The organism is Kitasatospora sp. NPDC001095 (genome assembly GCF_053598615.1).
The window spans coordinates 26,510-44,858 of record NZ_JBSFKQ010000028.1; the positions used below are offsets into that span (position 1 = coordinate 26,510).

The 18,349-nt window shown below is 73.0% G+C and carries 16 protein-coding genes; 14 read left to right on the forward strand and 2 right to left on the reverse strand.

Features of this window, described 5'->3' with window-relative positions:
- Positions 1-7: 7 nt before the first annotated feature.
- The 6 genes from coaD (at position 8) to mutM (ending at position 4,645) form a co-directional block, all read left to right on the forward strand.
- Entirely contained in the window at positions 8-499 is a 492-nt protein-coding gene (gene coaD / locus ACWDBB_RS22440) for a pantetheine-phosphate adenylyltransferase (RefSeq protein WP_449791296.1), read from the forward strand.
- Positions 500-688: 189 nt separating this feature from the next.
- Positions 689-1,909 carry an ATP synthase F0 subunit B gene (locus tag ACWDBB_RS22445; protein ID WP_449791297.1) on the forward strand — a complete coding sequence of 407 codons (1,221 nt, stop codon included), beginning with the start codon at positions 689-691 and terminating at the stop codon, positions 1,907-1,909.
- A gap of 173 nt (positions 1,910-2,082) precedes the next feature.
- A complete protein-coding gene (locus ACWDBB_RS22450; protein WP_392883830.1) occupies positions 2,083-2,727 on the forward strand; it encodes a YceD family protein in 645 nt (214 codons plus the stop codon).
- Positions 2,728-2,729: 2 nt separating this feature from the next.
- Positions 2,730-2,903, forward strand: a complete 174-nt coding sequence (gene rpmF, locus ACWDBB_RS22455) for a 50S ribosomal protein L32 (protein ID WP_030056747.1) — start codon at positions 2,730-2,732, stop codon at positions 2,901-2,903.
- Between the two features lie 20 nt (positions 2,904-2,923).
- Entirely contained in the window at positions 2,924-3,712 is a 789-nt protein-coding gene (gene rnc, locus ACWDBB_RS22460; RefSeq protein ID WP_449791298.1) for a ribonuclease III, read from the forward strand.
- Positions 3,713-3,766: 54 nt separating this feature from the next.
- Positions 3,767-4,645 carry a bifunctional DNA-formamidopyrimidine glycosylase/DNA-(apurinic or apyrimidinic site) lyase gene (gene mutM / locus ACWDBB_RS22465; RefSeq protein WP_449791299.1) on the forward strand — a complete coding sequence of 293 codons (879 nt, stop codon included), beginning with the start codon at positions 3,767-3,769 and terminating at the stop codon, positions 4,643-4,645.
- Positions 4,646-4,708: 63 nt separating this feature from the next.
- Here mutM and ACWDBB_RS22470 read toward each other — a convergent pair whose 3' ends face one another.
- Positions 4,709-5,629 (reverse strand): hypothetical protein, encoded by a 921-nt coding sequence (locus tag ACWDBB_RS22470; protein ID WP_449791300.1) that lies wholly within the window; start codon positions 5,627-5,629, stop codon positions 4,709-4,711.
- Positions 5,630-5,948: 319 nt separating this feature from the next.
- Between ACWDBB_RS22470 and ACWDBB_RS22475 the strand changes: the two genes are divergently transcribed.
- The 5 genes from ACWDBB_RS22475 (at position 5,949) to ftsY (ending at position 13,390) form a co-directional block, all read left to right on the forward strand.
- Positions 5,949-7,274 (forward strand): hypothetical protein, encoded by a 1,326-nt coding sequence (locus tag ACWDBB_RS22475; RefSeq protein WP_449791301.1) that lies wholly within the window; start codon positions 5,949-5,951, stop codon positions 7,272-7,274.
- Between the two features lie 107 nt (positions 7,275-7,381).
- Positions 7,382-7,681 (forward strand): acylphosphatase, encoded by a 300-nt coding sequence (locus ACWDBB_RS22480; protein ID WP_449791302.1) that lies wholly within the window; start codon positions 7,382-7,384, stop codon positions 7,679-7,681.
- 456 nt (positions 7,682-8,137) lie between these two features.
- Positions 8,138-8,341, forward strand: a complete 204-nt coding sequence (locus tag ACWDBB_RS22485; RefSeq protein ID WP_270143783.1) for a hypothetical protein — start codon at positions 8,138-8,140, stop codon at positions 8,339-8,341.
- 155 nt (positions 8,342-8,496) lie between these two features.
- Positions 8,497-12,087 (forward strand): chromosome segregation protein SMC, encoded by a 3,591-nt coding sequence (smc, locus tag ACWDBB_RS22490; RefSeq protein WP_449791303.1) that lies wholly within the window; start codon positions 8,497-8,499, stop codon positions 12,085-12,087.
- Between the two features lie 67 nt (positions 12,088-12,154).
- Positions 12,155-13,390 (forward strand): signal recognition particle-docking protein FtsY, encoded by a 1,236-nt coding sequence (ftsY, locus tag ACWDBB_RS22495; protein ID WP_449791304.1) that lies wholly within the window; start codon positions 12,155-12,157, stop codon positions 13,388-13,390.
- An 89-nt stretch (positions 13,391-13,479) separates the two neighbouring features.
- Here the strand turns inward: ftsY and ACWDBB_RS22500 are convergent, their stop codons facing one another.
- Positions 13,480-14,172, reverse strand: coding sequence for a bifunctional DNA primase/polymerase (locus ACWDBB_RS22500; protein ID WP_449791305.1), 693 nt, complete (start codon positions 14,170-14,172; stop codon positions 13,480-13,482).
- A 637-nt stretch (positions 14,173-14,809) separates the two neighbouring features.
- Between ACWDBB_RS22500 and nsdA the strand changes: the two genes are divergently transcribed.
- The 3 genes from nsdA (at position 14,810) to ACWDBB_RS22515 (ending at position 18,284) form a co-directional block, all read left to right on the forward strand.
- Positions 14,810-16,264 (forward strand): transcriptional repressor NsdA, encoded by a 1,455-nt coding sequence (gene nsdA / locus ACWDBB_RS22505; RefSeq protein WP_449791306.1) that lies wholly within the window; start codon positions 14,810-14,812, stop codon positions 16,262-16,264.
- Between the two features lie 296 nt (positions 16,265-16,560).
- Entirely contained in the window at positions 16,561-17,949 is a 1,389-nt protein-coding gene (locus tag ACWDBB_RS22510; protein ID WP_449791307.1) for an ammonium transporter, read from the forward strand.
- Positions 17,946-18,284, forward strand: a complete 339-nt coding sequence (locus tag ACWDBB_RS22515) for a P-II family nitrogen regulator (RefSeq protein ID WP_449791308.1) — start codon at positions 17,946-17,948, stop codon at positions 18,282-18,284. Before ACWDBB_RS22510 ends, ACWDBB_RS22515 begins: the two co-directional genes overlap by 4 nt.
- Positions 18,285-18,349: the final 65 nt, after the last annotated feature.

Sequence of the window (18,349 nt, forward strand, 5' to 3'; positions counted from 1 at the left end):
ACACGCCATGCGCCGAGCCGTCTGTCCCGGTTCGTTCGACCCGATCACCAACGGCCACCTCGACATCATCGAGCGGGCCTCGAAGCTGTACGACATGGTGCACGTCGCGGTCCTGATCAACCGGAACAAGCAGGGCATGTTCACCGTCGAGGAGCGGATCGGCCTGATCGAGGAGGTCACCGCCGGCTTCGGGAACGTGGTGGTCGAGTCGCACCACGGCCTGCTGGTGGACTACTGCCGGGAGCGCGGCATCCCCGCGATCATCAAGGGCCTGCGCGCCGTCAGCGACTTCGACTACGAGCTCCAGATGGCCCAGATGAACCACGGTCTGACCGGGGTGGAGACGCTGTTCGTGCCGACCTCGCCGACGTACAGCTTCCTCTCCTCGACGCTGGTCAAGGAGGTCGCCTCGTACGGCGGCGACGTCTCCCACCTGCTGCCCGCGACGGTGCACGGCCGGCTGGTGGAGCGGATCGCGGAGCGCAAGGCCCAGCAGTAGTCCGTCGCCCGTCCCTTTCCTGCCGGTTCGTCACGGATCGTCCCGCGGGCGGCAGACCGGTTCGGCTGAGGCGTTGTGACCGTGCCCGGCAGTGGCCGTACAGTCTGTATTCCTGCCCTGCGGTGAGGTCCACCGCGTCGGGCCTGCCTCCGCCGGACCGTCGGCGGCACACGGAAAGACGAAGCCCCCGTGGACGTGCAGAACAAGGTCGACGAGATCGTGGCGGCGGTCGAGAACGCCCGCTCGATGCCGATGTCGGCCTCCTGCGTGGTGAACCGGGCCGAGCTGATCGGCCTGCTCAACGACCTCAAGTCGGCGCTGCCCGCCGAACTGGCCCAGGCCCAGTCGGTGATGGCCGACCACGAGCAGGTGGTGGCGGGCGCCCAGGCCGAGGCCGAGCGGATCATCCAGGGCGCGCACGCCGAGCGCGGCTCGCTGATCTCGGACACCGAGGTGGTCCGCCGGGCCCAGGCCGAGGCCGACCGGATCCTCGCCGAGGCGCGCGCCGAGGTCGACGCCAAGCGGGCCGAGGCCGACGACTACGTGGACAGCAAGCTCGCCAACTTCGAGGTCGTGCTGACCAAGACGCTGGGCGCGGTCGGCCGCGGCCGCACCAAGCTGCGCGGCGACTCCAGCGTCTTCGAGACCGAGCAGGACGCCGAGAGCGACGGCGAGGAGTTCCGTCCGCAGCGGATCAGCCCGAGCCCCGAGGTCGACGAGTACGTCGATGTGAAGCTCGCCACCCTGGAGAACGTGCTCGGGGCCACCCTGGAGGCCGTCGGCAAGGGCCGGGACAAGCTGCTCGGCAAGCGTCCGATCGACGAGCTGGGCGCCTACCTCGCCGCCGCCGACCAGGCCCAGCAGGCCAAGGAGCGGGCCGAGGCGGTGGCCGCGGGCTTCGCCCACGACCCCGAGGGCGACGACATCGCCTGGTACCGCGAGGACGTCCCGCAGCAGCAGACCTGGCCGGAGCAGACCCCGGCCGCGGCCGACTGGCAGGCCCCCGGCGCCGACCAGTACGCGGCCGCCCAGCAGCCGGGCGGGCAGTACGTCGAGGTGTACGGCGGCGGCTACGACCCGGCCGGCCAGGGCGACCCGTACAACACCCAGTGGGGCCAGCAGCAGGGCGGCTACCAGCAGCAGGGCTACCAGGACCAGCAGGGCGCATGGGGGCACGCCGGGCCGGAGGCCGGGGGAGGCTATCCCCAGCAGCAGCCGGGCTACGCCGCGCAGCCGTACGACGGCTACACCTACCCCCAGCAGCCCACCGCGCCGCCGGCCGTGCCGCACCAGCAGCAGGGCCAGCAGCAGGGGCAGAGCCAGGGCCAGGGGCAGGGCCTGGACGAGACCAGCTTCTTCGACACCAGCATGATCGACATGACCAGGCTGCGGGAGCTCGGCGGCCGCTGAACCGGCCCCGGCACGGCGGTGCGGGAGTCTCCTGACGGGACCGAAGTTGGGCCTGGCGGGAGACTCCGGTAGTCTGACCACTCCGGCCCCTCCATGTCCGGCTGTCGGCTTGCCCTCGCAACGCCGGTCCGGGCGGAGACGCCACCGAAGATTCCCCAGGAAGTCAGGACACCGTGAACCGCCTCGACCACCGCGACCCCCTCGTGTTCGACACGCACGAGCTCGGTCGGCGTCCGGGCTCGATGCGCAAGGTGAGCCGGACCCTGGAGGCCCCCGAGGGCTTCGGGATCATCGACGTCATCGGCGTGCCGGAGAAGAGCCCGATCGACCTGGAGCTCCGCCTGGAGTCCGTGGTCGAGGGCGTGCTGGTCACCGGCACCGCCGAGGCCCACGTCGAGGGCGAGTGCGTCCGGTGCCTGGAGCCCGTCGAGTTCGACATCGACGTGGACTTCCAGGAGCTGTACTACTACCCGGAGTCCGACGAGCGCCACCGCGCCCGGACGACCGGGACCGAGGACCTCGACGAGGACTCGGAAGAAGAGACTTACCGTCTGGAGGGCGACTTCTTCGACCTCCAGCCGGTGCTGCGTGACGCGGTGGTGCTCGCACTGCCGCTGCAGCCGGTGTGCCAGGAAGACTGCCTGGGCCTGTGCTCCGAGTGCGGAGCGCGCCTGAGCGACGACCCGGCGCACCACCACGATGCCGTCGACCCCCGGTGGGCGGCTCTGCAGGGACTCTCCGCCGCCCCCGGCGACGAGGGTGACGGATCTAAGAACAGCGACACCCGTGAGGGTCTCGCCGAGAACCAGGAGAAGTAGCCGTGGCTGTTCCGAAGCGGAAGATGTCGCGCAGCAACACGCGCCACCGCCGGTCCAACTGGAAGGCCGTCGTTCCGGCCCTCGTGGCGTGCGACCGCTGCCACGAGCCGAAGCTGGGCCACATCGCGTGCCCGAGCTGCGGCACGTACAACCGTCGCCAGGTCCTCTCGGTCTGATCGGCGGGGTGTACGGATCGATGTCGGACGGTAACTCCACCCGCAAGGCGACCACCACCCCGAAGGGTTCTTCGGGCGGCGGCAAGGCCGGCGGGCCGGCTTCGACCGAATACGACGTCCTGGAAGGGCGCCTCGGGTACACACTCGAGCGCGCCCTTCTGGTACGTGCCCTGACCCACCGCTCGTACGCGTACGAGAACGGCGGGCTGCCCACCAACGAGCGTCTGGAGTTCCTCGGCGACTCGGTGCTGGGCCTCGTGGTGACCGACACCCTCTACCGCGTCCACCCGGACGTCCCGGAGGGCACGCTCGCCAAGCTGCGCGCCGCGGTGGTCAACTCCCGCGCGCTGGCGGACGTCGGCCGCGGTCTGGACCTCGGCGCGTTCATCCGCCTCGGCAAGGGCGAGGAGGGCACCGGCGGCCGCGACAAGTCGTCGATCCTCGCCGACACCGTCGAGGCCGTGATCGGCGCCGTCTACCTGGACCGGGGACTGGACGCGGCCACCGAGTTCGTCCACCGGCTGTTCGACCCGCTGATCGAGGAGTCCTCTCAGCTGGGAGCCGGCCTGGACTGGAAGACCAGCCTGCAGGAGCTCACCGCCTCGGTGGGCATCGGCGTGCCGGAGTACGTGGTCATGGAGTCCGGTCCGGACCACGAGAAGACCTTCACCGCGGCGGCCCGGGTGGCCGGCGAGGACTTCGGCAGCGGCGTCGGCCGCTCGAAGAAGGAGGCCGAGCAGAAGGCCGCCGAGAGCGCCTGGCGCGCGATCAAGGAGAAGTACGCCGACCGGCTGCCCGCCGGGGCATGACCTCGAAGTAGCCTTCACTCCTGCTGATCCGTACCGAGCAGGAGGCGTGTTCCCGTGCCCGAACTTCCCGAGGTCGAGGTCGTCCGCCGTGGTCTGGCCAACTGGGTGGCCGGGCGGACCGTCGCCGACGTCCAGGTGCTGCACCCGCGCGCGGTGCGCCGCCAGCCGGCCGGCGCGGCCGACTTCACCGCCCGGCTCACCGGCACCACCCTCGGCACCGCGCAGCGCCGCGGCAAGTACCTGTGGGTGCCGCTGGCCGGGACGGGCGCGGGCTTCTCGCTGATCGGCCACCTCGGGATGAGCGGCCAACTGCTCGTCCAGGACCCGTCCGTACCCGACGAGACGCACCTGCGGGTGCGGCTGCGCTTCGACGACGGCGGGCGCGAACTGCGCTTCGTCGACCAGCGGACCTTCGGCGGCCTGGCGGTCGAGGAGGCCGAGGACGGGGACCCGGAGGGCACCCCGGTGTCCATCGCGCACATCGCACGCGACCCGCTCGACCCGCGCTTCGACGACGCCGTCTTCGCGGCTGCGCTGCGCGCCAAGCGGACCACCGTCAAGCGCGCCCTGCTCGACCAGACCCTGATCAGCGGCGTCGGCAACATCTACGCCGACGAGGCGCTGTGGCGCTCCAAGCTGCACTACGACCGCCCGACCGCGACCCTCACCCGCCCGCAGGCCCTGCTGCTGCTGGCCAACGCCCGGGACGTGATGACCGCGGCGCTCGCCGTCGGCGGCACCAGCTTCGACAGCCTCTACGTCAACGTGAACGGCGAGAGCGGCTACTTCTCGCGGGACCTCGACGCCTACGGCCGCGAGCAGGAGCCCTGCCGGCGCTGCGGCACCCCGATCCGGCGGGCGGCCTGGATGAACCGCTCCAGCTACTTCTGCCCCCGCTGCCAGCGGGTGCCGCGCGCCCGCAGCGCAGGCTGAGCCGTCGGGCGCGTTCCGCGGACCTCCGCCCGGTCGGACGGGGTCCGCGGGGCACGCCCCGCGCTACTTCCGGGTGAGTTCGGGCTCCGGGACGGCGGGCTCCCCGGGCGTGCCGTGGGTGTCCTGGCCGAAGTAGGCGACCCCGACCGCGGCGACCACCGCGAGCACGAAGCCGATCACGCCGAGCCAGCCCAGGCCGGCCTTGGAGGAGTCGCCGAGCCAGAGCACGCCGACCGCGCCGGGCAGCACCGTCTCCCCGACCACCAGCGCGGCGGTCGCGCCGTTCACCGAGCCGATCTGCAGCGCCACGGTGTGGATGTACATGCCGCCGAGGCCGCCGACCAGGACCGCGTACAGGGCCGGGTCGGAGAGCAACTCGCCGAACGCGAACGGCTCGATGCCGTTGAGGATGCGCACCCCGACACCCAGGGCGCCGAAGCCGAGACCGGAGAGCAGACCGGCGACGATCGCGCCGTTGGCGCCCATCCGCCGCACCAGCAGGCTGCCGCCGACCAGCAGCACGGTGGTGACGATCAGCAGCCACCAGTGGAAGGACATCGCCGCGTGGTGGCCGCCCTCCGGCCCCGCCGAGACGGCCAGCAGCACCAGCGCCGAGCAGAGCACGGCGATCGACGCCCACTCCAGCTGCTTGAGCCGGATCCCCAGCAGCTTGATGCTGAGCACCGCGGTGATCACCAGGTTGGCGCTGATGATGGTCTGGGACAGGAACAGCGGCAGCAGTCGGGCGGCCAGTGCACCGAGCCCGAAACCGATCAGGTCGAGCACCGTGCCGAGGATGAACTCCCAGGTAACGGCGGCCTTCGCGGTCGAGGACAGGCTCGGGCCGCCGTGTTCGGTGGTCGAGGTGGTGGCGCCCTTGGCGGCCTCCTCCCGCGCGGAGCGGCGGGATCCGACGGCCTGGAGGACCGAGCCGGTGCCGTAGCAGGCGGATGCCGCCACGGCGGTGACGAGGCCGATGATCACCAAGTGCTCCGATCGGGAGTCGGGTCAGGAACGAGCTGAGTAAAGAAAAGGCAATGGGACCGGTGGTCCGGGACCACTATGCCCGTTCGCACGGTACGGTCGGCACGCCCCCCGGAGTGCCCCGGATCCCGGTCGGACCCGCCGGAACGTACGTCCGGGAGCCCCGCGGGGTTCCCGGACGGAACCCGCCTCAGGGGTGGCCGGGGGAAACATCATCCCCGAGGAGGGGAGCGGGCCCGGCGGACGGCGGGGGCTCTTGTCAGTACCAGTATGCGAAGGGTATGGCGTGCTCAGCCGCCGGTCGCGGTAGCGTCGGGGCATGAGAACCCTTGCACGACGTTCCCGGGGCGCCGGGCCGCTTGCCCTGGTGGCGGCGCTGCTCGGGCTGCTGCTCCTGGTGGCGCCCGCGGCCTCGGCGGCCGGCGGGCTGAGCGATGCCGCGGCCACCCTGAAGAAGGGCCAGGTCTACGTCGCCCCGGCCATGACCAGCCGATTCAGCGAGTCCCAGGCCGACGCCCTGAGCAAGAAGATCGACAAGGCCGACAAGCCGATCTTCATCGCGGTCATCCCCGACTCCGCGTACGCGAAGTCCACCCTCCAGGACCTCCGCACCCTGGTGGGCGTCGACGGCGTCTACGCGGTCTGGCACGACGGCAAGCTCGACGCCGGCGGCGACCGCGGCGCGATGAGCGCCGGCCAGGCGCAGCGCATCGCCGGCGCGGCGCAGCGCTCCAACGGCGGCGACATCGACGCCACCCTGAACTCCTTCGTCGACCAGGCCGCCCCGCAGACCAAGGGCACCGGGGTCAACCACAGCACCTCGATCGCCTGGGTGGTCATCCCGCTCGTGCTGGTCGCGCTCGCCGGCACCGGCGTCTTCCTGCTGTTCCGCCGCGCCAAGAAGCGCAAGGAGGAGCAGGCCCGGGCCGAGCTGGAGCAGTTGCGCCGGGTCGTGGACGAGGACATCACCGCCTTCGGCGAGGAGCTGGACCGGCTCGACTTCAGCCCGTCCGCGGCCGACGCCGACGACGCCCAGCGCACCGACTACACCCACGCCCTGGACTCGTACGAGAAGTCCAAGCGGCTGATGGACGAGGCGAAGAAGCCCGAGGACGTCAAGCAGGTCACCGAGGCGATCGAGGACGGCCGCTTCTCGCTGGCCACCCTGGCCGCCCGGCGGGAGAAGCGGCCGCTGCCCGAGCGCCGTCCCCCGTGCTTCATGGACCCCCGGCACGGCCCGTCCGTCAAGGACGTGGACTGGGCCCCGGCCGGCGGCTCCGCCCGCGCCGTGCCGGTCTGCCAGGCCGACGCGGACCGGGTGGCGGCCGGCCTCGACCCGGCGATCCGCACCGTCGACACCGACCAGGGCCCGCAGCCGTACTGGAACGCCGGCCCCGCGTACGCCCCGTACGCCGGCGGGTACTACAGCGGCTTCGGCGGCGGCGGCCTGCTGCCCGGCCTGCTGGTCGGCACCATGCTCGGCTCGATGATGAGCTCCCCGGCCTACGCGGCGGCGCCGATGATGGACGGCGGCTACCAGGACCAGTACGAGGGCGGCGACTTCACCGGCGCCGACTTCAACGCGGCCGACTTCGGAGGCGGCGACTTCGGTGGCGGTGGCGACTTCGGCGGCGGGGACTGGTAGTCCGACGAGCCGACCGACCAGGTCAGCGGCCCCGCCGGTGCTCCGGCGGGGCCGCTCCCGTTCGCGCGGGGACGCGCGGGAGGCGCGCGGGAGGCTAGGGTCGGGGCATGCACGGTCGTGACGCCCACAGTGAGGAACCGGTCCGGGTGACCGCCTGGGTGCGGGGCAAGGTCCAGCAGGTCGGGTTCCGCTGGTGGACCAGGGCGCGGGCGCTGGAGATCGGCCTGACCGGCTACGCCGGCAACCTCGGCGACGGCCGGGTGCAGGTGGTGGCCGAGGGGCTCGCGGCCGACTGCGAGCAGTTGTTGGCCATGCTGCGCGGCCCGGGGACCCCGGGGAACGTCAGCGGGGTCACCGAGATCTGGACGGCCGTCGGCCCGGGCTACGAGGGCTTCGAGATCCGCTGAGCCGTCCCGGGCCCGCCCCGGGCCAGCCCCGCGGCGACCCGGGAGGCGGCTCGCCGCTCGGTCCGCAAGCGGGCTTCCGCGAAAAGATCCGGAACTGGCGGTGTCACGAGGTTGCCATCCGGGCAGACTCGTGGTTGACTCCGCATCGAACGATGATCCACGAGCACGGAGTGGACCGGGCCCGAGGCCCCCAGGCGTGACGACTCCGCCGGGCAGGTGACAGGGGCGCGGTAGCGTGCGGTGATCGTGTTGACCCTTTCCGTCTTTGGTGAGACGCTGGAAGCCCGCGCACACGACCGCGTTCTCCCGGCAGGCGCATACCCTCGTGAGCCCAGCTCACGGTGTTGTGCCGTAGTGCCCAGCCAGCACTTCCGGTGACGCGCCGCGCGTGCGTCCCCCTTCCCCCTAGACCTGTACCGTTCCGGTTCGGTCACTCAGCGTGGAGGACCATTCATCATGGCAAAGGCGCTTCTCGGGTACGTCGGCGGCCCCGACCCGCGAATGCTCTCCGAGATGCGACGGCTTCAGCAGCGCGTCCAGGATCTTGAAGCCGAGCTCCTTCGGATGCAGGCTGAGAACGACGCTCTGACCGCTGTCGCTGGCGAGCACTCGCTGCTCAACAGCATCGATCTGGATCAGCGGGAGCCGGCTCTCACCTGAGTCCCGCCCGGTCCTCGCAGATCGACGCCGCTGTGCACTGAGCCGCCCCGAAAGGGACGCAGCTTGCAAGGGACGCCCGGATGTGGCGTCCCTTCGTCGTGTCCGGCTCCGGATACAGTCGGTTCCTGTCGTGAGCGATTGAGGAGACCGGCCGCGTGCACCTGAAGAGTCTGACGCTGCGCGGGTTCAAGTCCTTCGCCTCCAGCACCACCCTGCGCTTCGAGCCGGGCATCACCTGCGTCGTCGGGCCGAACGGCTCGGGGAAGTCGAACGTGGTCGACGCGCTGTCCTGGGTGATGGGCGAGCAGGGGGCCAAGTCGCTGCGCGGCGGCAAGATGGAGGACGTCATCTTCGCCGGGACCAGCGGGCGCGCCCCGCTCGGCCGCGCCGAGGTCAGCCTCACCATCGACAACGGCGACGGTGCCCTGCCGATCGACTACTCCGAGGTGACCATCACCCGGACCATGTTCCGCAACGGCGGCAGCGAGTACGCGCTCAACGGCGAGACCTGCCGCCTGCTGGACATCCAGGAACTGCTCTCCGACTCCGGCATCGGCCGCGAGATGCACGTCATCGTCGGCCAGGGGCAGCTGGACTCCGTCCTGCACGCCGACCCGATGGGCCGACGCGCCTTCATTGAGGAGGCGGCCGGCGTCCTCAAGCACCGCAAGCGCAAGGAGAAGGCGCTGCGGAAGCTGGACGCGATGCAGGCCAACCTCAACCGGATCCAGGACCTGGTGGCCGAACTGCGCCGCCAGCTCGGACCGCTCGGCCGACAGGCCCGGATCGCCCGCCGGGCCGCCGGGATCCAGGCCGACCTGCGCGACGCCCGGCTGCGGCTGCTCGCCGACGACCTCGGCGCGCTGCGCCGGGCCGTCGAGGCCGAGGTCGCGGACGAACTGGCGCTGCGGCTGCGCCGGACCACCGTCGAGCAGGAACTGGCCCGCGCGGTGCAGCGCGAGCGCGTCCTGGAGGCGCAGGTCCAGCAGCTCGGCCCCGGCCTGGAGACCGCCCGGCAGACCTGGTACCGGCTCTCCGCGCTGGCCGAACGCACCCGCGGCACCGTCGGGCTGGCCGAGGCCCGGGCCCGGCACGCCGTCGCCGGGGGCCGGGGCGAGGAACGGCGCGGGCGCGATCCTGAGGAGCTGGAGCGGGAGGCCGAGCAGGTCCGCGAACAGGAGGCCGCGCTGACCGAGGCGCTGGAGGAGGCCCGGTACGCGCTGGCCGAGGCCGTCGAGCGCAAGGGCGGACTGGAACGGGACCTGGCCGCCGAGGAGCGCCGGCTGCGGGACGCCGCCCGGGCCATCGCCGACCGCCGGGAAGGCCTGGCCCGGCTGCAGGGGCAGGCCGCCGCCGCCCGGTCCAAGGCCGCCGCGGCGCAGGCCGAGATCGGCCGGCTCACCGAGGCCAGGGACGAGGCGCTGCTGCGCGCCGAGGCGGCCCAGGGCGAACTGGACGAACTCCAGCAGCAGGTGGACGGCCTGGCCGGGGAGGACGAACAGGCCGAGGCCCGGTACCGGCGGGCGCGCGAGCGGCTGGCCGCCGTGGAGGCGGAACTGGCCGCGGCCCGGGAGACGGCCGGCGCCGCCGAGCGCGAGCGGGCCGGGCTGACCGCGCGGCACGAGGCGCTCTCCCTCGGGCTGCGCCGCAAGGACGGCACCGGGGCGCTGCTGGAGGCGGGGGAGCGGCTGGGTGGGCTGCTCGGCCCGGCGGCCGCGCTGCTGAGGATCGAGCCGGGGTACGAGGTGCCGCTCGCCGCGGCGCTCGGTGCGGCGGCCGACGCGGTGGCCGTCGACTCGCCGTCCGCCGCCGCCGGGGCGCTGCGGCTGCTGAGGACCGAGGACGCCGGCCGGGCCGCGCTGCTGATCGCCGGCGCCGCCGAAGTCGCGGAGGCGGCGGGGGAGTTGCCCGCCGGTTCCCGCTGGGCGGCCGAACTGGTGGAGGGTCCGGCCGAGTTGCTCGGTGCGGTCCGGCGGCCGCTGGCCGGGGTGGCGGTGGTCGTGGACCTGGACCAGGCGCTGCTGCTGGTCGCCTCGCGGCCCGGGATCCGCGCCGTCACCGCCGACGGGGACCTGCTCGACGCCGGCTTCGCCCAGGGCGGGTCCGGCGGTGCGCCCAGCCTGCTGGAGATCCAGGCGGCGGTGGACGAGGCGGCCCGGGCGATCGGTGAACTCACCGCCCGCTGTGCCGAGTCGGCCGAGCGCCTCGCCGAACTCACCGAGCAGCGACGGGAGTCGGCAGCCGAGGCGGAGCAACTGGCCGAGCGGCGGCGGCAGGCCGAGAAGGACCGGGCGCAGGTCGCCGGGGCGCTCGGCCGGCTCGGCGGGCAGGCCCGCGCCGCCGCCGGGGAGGCCGAGCGGCTGTCGGCCGCGGCCGCACGGGCCGAGCAGGGGCTGACCGAGCTGCTGGACGGTGCCGAGGAACTGGCGCGGCGCCTGGCCGCCGCCGAGGAGTCGGCCAGGGCGGGGGAGGACGAGCCGGACGCCGCCGAACAGCAGCGGCTGGCCGAGGCCGCGAGCGACGCCCGGCAGGCCGAGCTGGAGGCCCGGCTCGCCGTGCGCACCCACGAGGAGCGGGTCCGCGCCCTGGCGGGCCGGGCCGACCAGCTGGACCGGGCCGCCCGCGCCGAGCGCGAGGCGCGCGCCCGGGCCGCCGAGCGCCGCCGGCGCGCCGAGCACGACGCCTCGGTGGCGAACGCCGTCGCGGCGGGCGCCCGGCAGCTGCTGGCCTGCCTGGAGGTGTCGCTGGCCCGCGCGGACGCCGGGCGCGCGGCCGTCGAACAGGCGCGCTCCGAGCGCGAGCAGGAGCTGCGCGAGCACCGGGAGCACGGCCGCGGGCTCAAGGAGGAGCTGGACAAGCTCGTCGACGCCGGGCACCGGGACGAGGTGCTGCGGGCCGAGAAGCGGCTGCGGATCGAGCAGCTGGAGGCGCGCGCGCTGGAGGAGTTCGGCATCGACGGCGGCGAACTGCTCGCCTCGTACGGGCCGGACCAGCCCGTCCCGCCGTCGCCCCCGCAGGACGGGACGGAGCCGGGGGAGCCGTACCCGTACGTCCGCGCCGAGCAGGAGAAGCGGCTGCGGGCGGCCGAGAAGGCGTACCAGCAGCTCGGCAGGGTCAACCCGCTGGCGCTGGAGGAGTTCACCGCGCTGGAGGAGCGCCACCGCTTCCTCGGCGAACAGCTGGACGACCTCAAGCGCAGCCGGCGCGACCTGATGGACATCGTCCGGGACGTGGACCAGCGGGTCGAGCAACTGTTCACCTCGGCGTACCACGACACCGCCGCCCAGTTCGAGGGCGTCTTCGCCCGGCTCTTCCCGGGCGGCGAGGGCCGGCTGGTGCTGACCGACCCGGACGACATGCTCGGCACCGGGGTCGAGGTGGAGGCCCGCCCGCCGGGCAAGAAGGTCAAGCGGCTGTCGCTGCTCTCCGGCGGCGAGCGCTCGTTGACCGCGGTGGCGCTGCTGGTGGCGATCTTCAAGGCCCGGCCCAGCCCGTTCTACGTGATGGACGAGGTGGAGGCGGCGCTGGACGAGACCAACCTGCGCCGGCTGATCGGGATCATGGAGGAGCTGCGGGAGAGCTCCCAGCTGATCGTCATCACCCACCAGAAGCTCACCATGGAGTCGGCCGACGCCCTCTACGGCGTGACGATGAAGGGCGACGGCATCTCCCGGGTGATCAGCCAGCGGCTGCGCGAAGAGCACCGGGAGCGGCGGCCGCGGGCGGTACGCACCGCATCGGTGTAGTGCGCACCGCATCGGTGCGGGTCGGCTGCGGTCTATCCGGGCCCCGGTCGCGGATACTGGAGCGGTTATGGAATACGTGATTCTTGCCGTAGTCATCGCCGTGATCGCCATCGGTGCGATCGCGGGCCTCGTCGTTTCCGGCAGACGACGCCAGCAGCTGCCCCCGAAGTCGCAGGCGCCGGTCATCACGGCGCCGAAGCCCACCCCGCAGGAACCCCAGGTCGGCGAGGAGTCCGCGCCGCCGACCGAGGCGCCCCGCCGCACCGTCGAGGAGGTGGAACTCCCGGCGGAGCCGGAGGCCCCCGAGGCCCCCGAGGCCCCCGAGGCCGTCGAGGTCGTGCCCGCCGAGGCCGAGGCGGCGCCCGCCGTCGAGGTCCCCGAGCCCACCGCCGGCCGACTGGTCCGGCTGCGCTCGCGGCTCTCCCGTTCGCAGAACTCGCTCGGCAAGGGCCTGCTCTCGCTGCTCTCCCGGGAGCACCTGGACGAGGACACCTGGGAGGAGATCGAGGACACGCTGCTCACCGCCGACGTCGGTGTCACCCCGACCCAGGAGCTGGTCGAGCGGCTGCGCACCCGGGTGAAGGTGCTCGGCACCCGTACCCCCGACGAGCTGCGCGCGCTGCTGCGCGAGGAACTGGTCGAGCTGATCGGCAAGGACGCCGACCGCACCGTCCGCTCCACCAAGCACGAGGAGGGCCCGGCGGTGGTCCTGGTGGTCGGCGTCAACGGCGTCGGCAAGACCACCACCACCGGCAAGCTGGCCCGCGTCCTGGTCGCCGACGGCCGCAGAGTGGTGCTCGGCGCCGCCGACACCTTCCGTGCCGCCGCCGCCGACCAGCTCCAGACCTGGGGCGAGCGGGTGGGTGCGCGCACCGTGCGCGGCCCGGAGGGCGGGGACCCGGCCTCGATCGCGTTCGACGCGGTCAAGGAGGGCATCGCCGAGGGCGTCGACACCGTGCTGGTCGACACCGCCGGCCGCCTGCACACCAAGACCGGCCTGATGGACGAGCTGGGCAAGGTCAAGCGGGTCGTCGAGAAGCACGGCCCGGTGGACGAGGTGCTGCTGGTGCTGGACGCCACCACCGGCCAGAACGGCCTGGTCCAGGCCCGGGTGTTCGCCGAGGTGGTCGACATCACCGGCATCGTGCTGACCAAGCTGGACGGCACCGCCAAGGGCGGCATCGTGGTCGCGGTCCAGCGCGAGCTGGGCGTGCCGGTCAAGCTGATCGGTCTGGGCGAGGGCGCGGACGACCTGGCTCCGTTCGAGCCGGGCGCGTTCGTGGACGCGCTGATCGGGGACTGACGCCCTCCCCGTACGCGCGACGGTACGTACCTCAGGGCGCACGAAGGGCCCGCCCCTCGGGCGGGCCCTTCCGCATGCCGGGCGGCGGGTCAGGAGGCCATCCAGGCCGGCTCGGCGGTGCGCTCGCGGCTGCGGTGGCAGGCGTAGGCGAGGGTGCCGAGCAGTAGCCGGGCCTCCGGCGGGCAGCCCGCGTTGTCGCGGGTGGGGCGGCGCAGCCAGCGGACCGGCCCGAGGCCGTCGAGGACGGTGGGCGGGGCGGCGACGTAGCTGCCCTCGCCGTGGCAGGCCAGGTCGAGCGCGGCGTCGTCCCAGCCCATCCGGTACAGCAGGTCGGGCAGGCGCCGGGCGGTGCCGGCGGCGACCAGGAACTGGAGCCGGCCGGTGGGGGCGGCGAGCACCGGGCCCACCTGGGTGCCCATCCGCTCCAGCCGGACCAGGGCCTGGAGGCCGGCCTGCTCGGGGACGTCCAGGACGTCGAAGGCGCGGCCGGTGGGGAAGAGCACCGAGCCCTCGGCGCGGGGGGCGCGGGCCCGGCCGCCGCCGCCCGGCGCGGGGTGCAGGCCGGGGGCGGCGCAGCGGGGGGAGCCGCAGGGACAGCGGGTCGGGGCGGTGGCGCCGGCGACCGGGGTGCCGGTGGCCGGGTCGCCGGTGACGACCGCCCAGCCCCAGCGGCCGGTGTACTCCGCGGCGGCCTGGGACGCGGTGACCTTGGTGCGGCGGCGCGCGCCCAGCGGTGCCAGCCGCAGGTGCCCCAGTCGAAGTTCGCCGAACAGGTTGTCCATGCCTCCCCCAACAGGTTCTCGTTGCCGATGGTTACGGGACGGTGACTGTGTGTCGATTGTCAGCCGTGTGGTGCGTAGTGCGGTGGCGGCGCGCAGCGCGTGGTGTGCGCCTGTTCCGCCGGTGCGCCTCGGGCGCCGCCTTGTGGGGGCGGCGCCGATGCCGGATCGTCGTGTGCGTGGGGCTGTCGCCGTCCCGAGTGAACGGTGAACTCGCCTGTGGCTGCGGTGGATTGCGGTGTCCGCCGGGTCCTCCGGGGCGCTTCGGTGGACTTGGCGACCCGCATATGCCGGGCCGTTGGGACTCCCTAAGTGAAGCGTGTGCCCTCGGGCTTCGGTTCACTCCTGGGGGTGGCGAAAGGTGGCGTTTCGCCAGGGCCGCTCCCGCGGGCTCGTCGTGGGGCATTACGTTCAGCGTGCGGATGTCGTCGAGGAGTCCGTTCCGGGCCGCCGAGGCGCGGGAGTCGGGGATCTGACGGATCGTCCGCAACGCTGGCACACCAGTGCGAGGGCGTCGCGGTACGGCGGTGCCGTGGCACGGCAGCACCTCAGGCACGGCACGTCTGGCAAGAGCCCGCAACCGTCGGGCGGTCACGATCGGGGGCCCCGCTAGGGGCCGGGCGGGATGGGGACGTTACCCATGGCAGAGAAGCAGCCGAATGAGAAGTTGACCACGTGGTTCGCCCGCAGTGGCTGGTCCAAGGGCGAGTTGGCCCGCCAGGTCAACCGCCGGGCCCGGCAGATCGGCGCCCACCACGTGTCCACCGACACCTCGCGGGTGCGCCGCTGGCTCGACGGAGAGCAGCCCCGCGAGCCGATCCCCAAGATCATGTCGGAGCTCTTCTCCGAGCGGTTCGGCTCGGTGGTCTCGATCGAGGACCTCGGCCTGCGCGCCGCGATCCCGGTCTCGACCGTGGGCGGCGGCGTCGACCTGCCGTGGAGCGGTCCGCAGACCGTCCAGCTGATCAGCGACTACTCCCGCAGCGACCTCATGCTCAACCGCCGGGGCTTCCTCGGCACCTCGCTGGCGCTGACCGCGGGCGCCGCGCTGATCGAGCCGATGCAGCGCTGGCTCACCCCCGGCCCGACCGGCGTCCCGACCCCGATCCTCACCGCGGCCAACGGCGGCGAGGCGTTCACCGGCCGGCTCTCCGAACCCGAGCTCGAACTGCTCGAGCAGACCACGGTCATGTTCCGGCAGTGGGACGCGCAGAACGGCGGCGGGCTGCGCCGCAAGGCCGTCGTCGGCCAGCTGCACGAGGTCACCGACCTGCTCCAGGAGACGTACAGCGAGGACACCACCAAGCGGCTGTTCCGGCTCACCGCCGAACTCGCCCACCTGGCCGGGTGGATGTCGTACGACGTCGGGATGCACCCGAGCGCGCAGAAGTACTACGTGCTCGCCCTGCACGCGGCCAAGGAGGCGGGCGACCGCCCGTTCGGCGCGCTGATCCTCACCGACATGAGCCGCCAGATGATCCACCTCAACCGGGGCGAGGACGCCCTGGAGCTCATCCACCTGGCCCAGTACGGCAGCCGCGACACCGCCACCGCGCGCCAGCAGTCCCTGCTGTACGCGATGGAGGCGCGCGCCTACGCCACCATCGGCGAGGTCAACCGCTGCGCCCGGGCGGTCCGGCTGGCCGAGGACACCTTCACCGACATCCGGGAGGGGGACCAGGAGCCGGACTGGCTGAAGTTCTTCTCGCCGGCCGAGCTGAACGCCGAGAACGCGCACTCCTTCCGCGACCTCGCGTACCACTCGGACAACGCCGAGCTCTACGCCTCGATGTCCGCGCCGGTGATGGAGACCGCGGTCGACCTGTTCCGCCAGGACGCCGACCACGTGCGCTCGTACGCCTTCAACCTGATCGGCATGGCCAGCGTCCACCTGCTGCAGAAGGAGGCCGAGCAGGCGGCGGTGATGGCCGAGCAGGCGGTGGACATCGCCACCAAGGTGCGCTCGGAGCGGCTGAACTCCCGGGTGCGCAAGACCACGGAGGCCGCGGCGGCCCGGTTCAAGGGCGTGGACGCGGTGAGCCGGCTCAAGGAGCGGGTGGTCCAGGACATCCCGGAGTTCGTCTCGGTGGTCTGACCGGTCCCGCCGAGGGCCTTCCGAGGGAAGCTCCACCGACCGTGGCGGCCGCCGCCGTCACGGTCGGTGGCATGTCCGGAGTCCGGCGGTGCGGCCGGCAGCGCGGCGGTTCGGGCCGGGTGGGGCCGCGGTTCACGCAGCCGTAACCCGCGCGTCGCACGTGTCACGGCGGTGAAACAACCGGCCACACCGGCCGAAACCCGCCTTCGACACGCTCGTCCCAACGCCGACGCCCCGGGTGGCACCACGGGACGGATCCCCGGGTACGGATCGGCCTGGACGCAGAGGAGACGCCGATGCCGGACGGCTTCAGTGCGGGCGACACCGCCTTCGTACTCATCAGTGCCGCCCTGGTCATGCTGATGACCCCGGGGCTGGCCTTCTTCTACGGGGGGATGGTCAGGGCCAAGAGCACGCTGAACATGCTGGCGATGAGCTTCCTCTCGCTCGGCATCGTCAGCGTGCTGTGGGTCCTCTACGGTTACTCGCTCAGCTTCGGGCCCGACTCCTTCGCCGGTCTGATCGGAAACCTGGACCACCTCGGGATGCGCGGCCTCGGCCTCGACCAGCTGGCCGGCTCCATCCCGGTCACCGCCTTCGCGCTCTTCCAGCTGATGTTCGCGGTCATCACCCCGGCGCTGATCAGCGGCGCCGTGGCGGACCGGGCGAGATTCGCCGCCTGGGGGCTGTTCATCGCGCTCTGGGTGACCGTCGTCTACTTCCCGGTCGCGCACTGGGTGTTCTTCTTCGACGGCGGCCACGGCGGCTGGCTGGGAGACCGCAACGGCGTGATCGACTTCGCCGGCGGGACCGCCGTGCACATCAACGCGGGCGTCGCCGGGCTCGCCCTCTGCCTGGTGCTGGGCAAGCGGATCGGCTTCCGGAAGGACCCGATGCGCCCGCACAGCCTGCCGCTGGTGATGCTCGGCTCCGGACTGCTCTGGTTCGGCTGGTTCGGCTTCAACGCGGGCTCGGCGCTGGCCGCCAACGGCGTCGCCGCGATGGCGATGGTCAACACCCAGGTCGCCACCGGCGCGGCGCTGATCGGCTGGCTGGTCTGCGAGAGGTTCAGGCACGGCGCGTTCACCACGTTGGGTGCCGCCTCCGGAGCGGTGGCCGGGCTGGTCGCGATCACCCCGGCCTGCGGCTCGGTCAGCCCGCTCGGGGCGGTGGCGATCGGGCTGGTCGCGGGCGCGGTCTGCTGCGCCGCCGTCTCGCTGAAGTACCGCTGGGGCTTCGACGACTCGCTCGACGTGGTGGGCGTGCACGCGGTCGGCGGCGCGGTCGGCTCGCTGCTGGTCGGGCTGTTCGCCACCGGCGGAGTCGGCCAGGGCGTCAAGGGCCTGTTCTACGGGGGCGGGATCGGGCAACTCGGCAAGCAGGCGATGGGCGTGGCGGTGGTCGCGGCGTACTCCTTCGTGCTGTCCTGGCTGCTGGCCAAGGCGGTGGACCGGCTGATCGGCTTCCGGGTCGCCGCGGACGTCGAGGTGGCCGGCATCGACCGGGCCGAACACGCCGAGTCCGCCTACGATTTCAGCGCCGTGGGGGCGGGCCTGGCCCGGGCCCTGCCGGGCCTGGCCGTCGCTGCCGCGAAGCCCGTCGCCGAACGGTCCGCCGCCGCGGAGCCGGACCCGGAGCCCGCGGCGAAGCCCGCCGAGAAGAAGACCGAGGTCGACGCCCGATGAAGCTCATCACCGCCGTGATCAAGCCGTACCGACTGGACGAGGTGAAGGCCGCCCTGCAGGCCTTCGGGGTGCAGGGCCTGACCGTCACCGAGGCCAGCGGCTACGGCCGCCAGCGCGGCCACACCGAGGTGTACCGGGGGGCCGAGTACACCGTGGACCTGGTACCGAAGGTCAGGATCGAGGTCCTGACCGAGGACGAGGACGCCGAGGACCTGATCGAGGTCCTGGTGAACGCCGCCAGGACCGGGAAGATCGGCGACGGCAAGGTGTGGAGCGTCCCGGTCGACACCGCCGTACGGGTCCGCACCGGCGAGCGCGGGCCGGACGCCCTGTAGCCCGACCGCGCACCGGCGGGCCCTTCGCCAGGGGAGGGTCCCCCCGACGGCGCACCGGCGTCCCC

Bases quoted from the DNA above. Each gene is read 5' to 3' on its own strand.
- coaD (WP_449791296.1), top strand. From the start codon at position 8: ATGCGCCGAGCCGTCTGTCCCGGTTCGTTCGACCCGATCACCAACGGC.
- rnc (WP_449791298.1), top strand. From the start codon at position 2,924: ATGTCGGACGGTAACTCCACCCGCAAGGCGACCACCACCCCGAAGGGT.
- ACWDBB_RS22475 (WP_449791301.1), top strand. From the start codon at position 5,949: ATGAGAACCCTTGCACGACGTTCCCGGGGCGCCGGGCCGCTTGCCCTG.
- ACWDBB_RS22480 (WP_449791302.1), top strand. From the start codon at position 7,382: ATGCACGGTCGTGACGCCCACAGTGAGGAACCGGTCCGGGTGACCGCC.
- ACWDBB_RS22485 (WP_270143783.1), top strand. From the start codon at position 8,138: ATGGCAAAGGCGCTTCTCGGGTACGTCGGCGGCCCCGACCCGCGAATG.
- ftsY (WP_449791304.1), top strand. From the start codon at position 12,155: ATGGAATACGTGATTCTTGCCGTAGTCATCGCCGTGATCGCCATCGGT.
- ACWDBB_RS22500 (WP_449791305.1), bottom strand. From the start codon at position 14,172: ATGGACAACCTGTTCGGCGAACTTCGACTGGGGCACCTGCGGCTGGCA.
- nsdA (WP_449791306.1), top strand. From the start codon at position 14,810: ATGGCAGAGAAGCAGCCGAATGAGAAGTTGACCACGTGGTTCGCCCGC.
- ACWDBB_RS22510 (WP_449791307.1), top strand. From the start codon at position 16,561: ATGCCGGACGGCTTCAGTGCGGGCGACACCGCCTTCGTACTCATCAGT.
- ACWDBB_RS22515 (WP_449791308.1), top strand. From the start codon at position 17,946: ATGAAGCTCATCACCGCCGTGATCAAGCCGTACCGACTGGACGAGGTG.